Source organism: Psychroflexus lacisalsi, from assembly GCF_020164495.1.
In the GTDB taxonomy this organism is placed as follows: Bacteria; Bacteroidota; Bacteroidia; order Flavobacteriales; family Flavobacteriaceae; genus Psychroflexus; species Psychroflexus lacisalsi.
Window position 1 is genome coordinate 1 of sequence record NZ_JAIQYZ010000017.1, and the last position, 1675, is coordinate 1675.

Below are 1675 nucleotides of genomic sequence, written 5' to 3' on the forward strand. Positions count from 1 at the left end.
GAAACTAGCGCTGATTGCAGTGGCCAACAAGCTACTAAAACAATGCTTTGCGATAGCCAAATCAGGGCTGCCGTATGATGAAACTTACGTGTCTGTATTGCCGAAGTAAAGAGTACAATAGAAAGGAACAAAAAAGTTCAAAGTATCCATTAAAGGAATCTATGAGCCTAGAATAATTATGTCTCAAATTAATTAAGAAAAGAGTTGTTTTTTACCTCAGTTCTTTGTTGTAAAACGTTTTTATTCAGTTCTTTTTCTATTAACGATTTAAATTTCTTCAATCCGTGTTCATATTTTTTACTGTGCCAATATCGTCCACCAGTTCCTGGATGGCAAACAAAATTATATTCAGTTTTTAATTCCGATTTTGGTATTTTCCATCTTAATTTATCCCAAGACAATTTTGATACAAAAATCACTAAATCTGGTTCGACAATATTTACAACTTCCTCAATTGTTTTAGCTCCAATTTTATAATCAATCTGTTTACAGAAATTTTTTATAGAATCTCCTGTTTCTGGTGCTGGTCTTTGAAATCCGTTCATAAAAACTACGTTTGTCATAGCTCGGAATTCCTCTACATTCATAAATTCCGACAGTCGAGTATTCAACTCTCTGAAAATCATATGTCCATTAGGTTTCCAATCTCCTTTCAGAATGTTTCGTGTATTTATCCAAGTAATTTCCTCTGAAGTTAAATCAGATTGTTCTGAATTATACCAATTTTCAGTATTACGACTAATTGTCGAATTCGGTGGTAAATAATGACTTTCAGCAATCAGCATTATTTTTCGAGAATTATTAATTCCGTAATTTTTTCCAATAAATGGTCGCATTGCAGGAAATTTTCGGTAATGCTCTATTTCATTAAGTTGTGTGTCAAATATTTCTGTTGATTTGTTCAAATGTTATGGTTTTTGTTAAATGTTTTACAACGTGTTATGTATGGTTAGTTGCGTGGTTAAGCACCTAATTTAGCAAATAAATCACAGATAGAAAATTCCAGCGGAATTTTCGTAAGTCGGCAGTGACCTAGCAATTAATTATACATGGTGTTAGCTTTTAGTGCTTTTTTTATTCGCTTCATAATTCATTCCGTTTTTATTTTTTCGGTCAGCTCTTAATTCCAACATTGTTTTGTACTTAAAATTCTGTCATAGTTTGCGCAACATAAATTTCCGCTCGTTTTTAACTCAGGTTTGAGTCAGCAATTCCTGCGTTGCTTTTTTCAAATTCCGATTATGCAAACGAGCTTAAAAGTCCTGCGTATTATTTTTAAGTCAAACTTGTTTTATTCGTTGCTGACAATTTCTGCTTTCTTCCAATTATAAAATATAAAAGAGCTCCTAAAAAGTTTCCGAGTAAGACTACTAAAAGCCATACAATTTTATTATTTCCAGAAAATTCATTTCTTACAATATCAATAAGAGCGATAATCGTTGGCAGAAGAACAAATAATATTAAAATTAGTTGAAAAGGTCCAATCATTAAAAAATAGTTCATAATTTTTTGTTTTAATTTTTATACGTAATTATTGTCAGCATTAAAGCTAACGTAAAGCGGATATGACCCGTACCGAGTCAAGACCTTAATGTAAAACTACTACAATTCTTCCAATTGTAATAGTTTATTAAAACATGCCGGAGGAGGTATGGGTTATATTCGCCAGTTGTGT

General features: G+C 31.8%; 2 protein-coding genes and 1 pseudogene. 1 reads left to right on the top strand and 2 read right to left on the bottom strand.

Annotated features, from left to right (window positions below; all coding sequences use genetic code 11):
- A pseudogene (locus LB449_RS13750) lies at window positions 1-109 on the top strand (IS110 family transposase); the annotation flags it as partial.
- Window positions 110-188: 79 nt separating this feature from the next.
- On the opposite strand, the gene LB449_RS13755 reads toward LB449_RS13750, so the two are convergent.
- Both LB449_RS13755 and LB449_RS13760 read right to left on the bottom strand, forming a co-directional pair.
- Window positions 189-905: a hypothetical protein gene (locus LB449_RS13755; RefSeq protein ID WP_224455694.1), complete on the bottom strand. Its 717-nt coding sequence runs from the start codon at window positions 903-905 to the stop codon at window positions 189-191.
- Between the two features lie 370 nt (window positions 906-1275).
- Window positions 1276-1503 (bottom strand): PLD nuclease N-terminal domain-containing protein, encoded by a 228-nt coding sequence (locus LB449_RS13760; protein WP_147228830.1) that lies wholly within the window; start codon window positions 1501-1503, stop codon window positions 1276-1278.
- Between the last annotated feature and the right edge of the window lie 172 nt (window positions 1504-1675).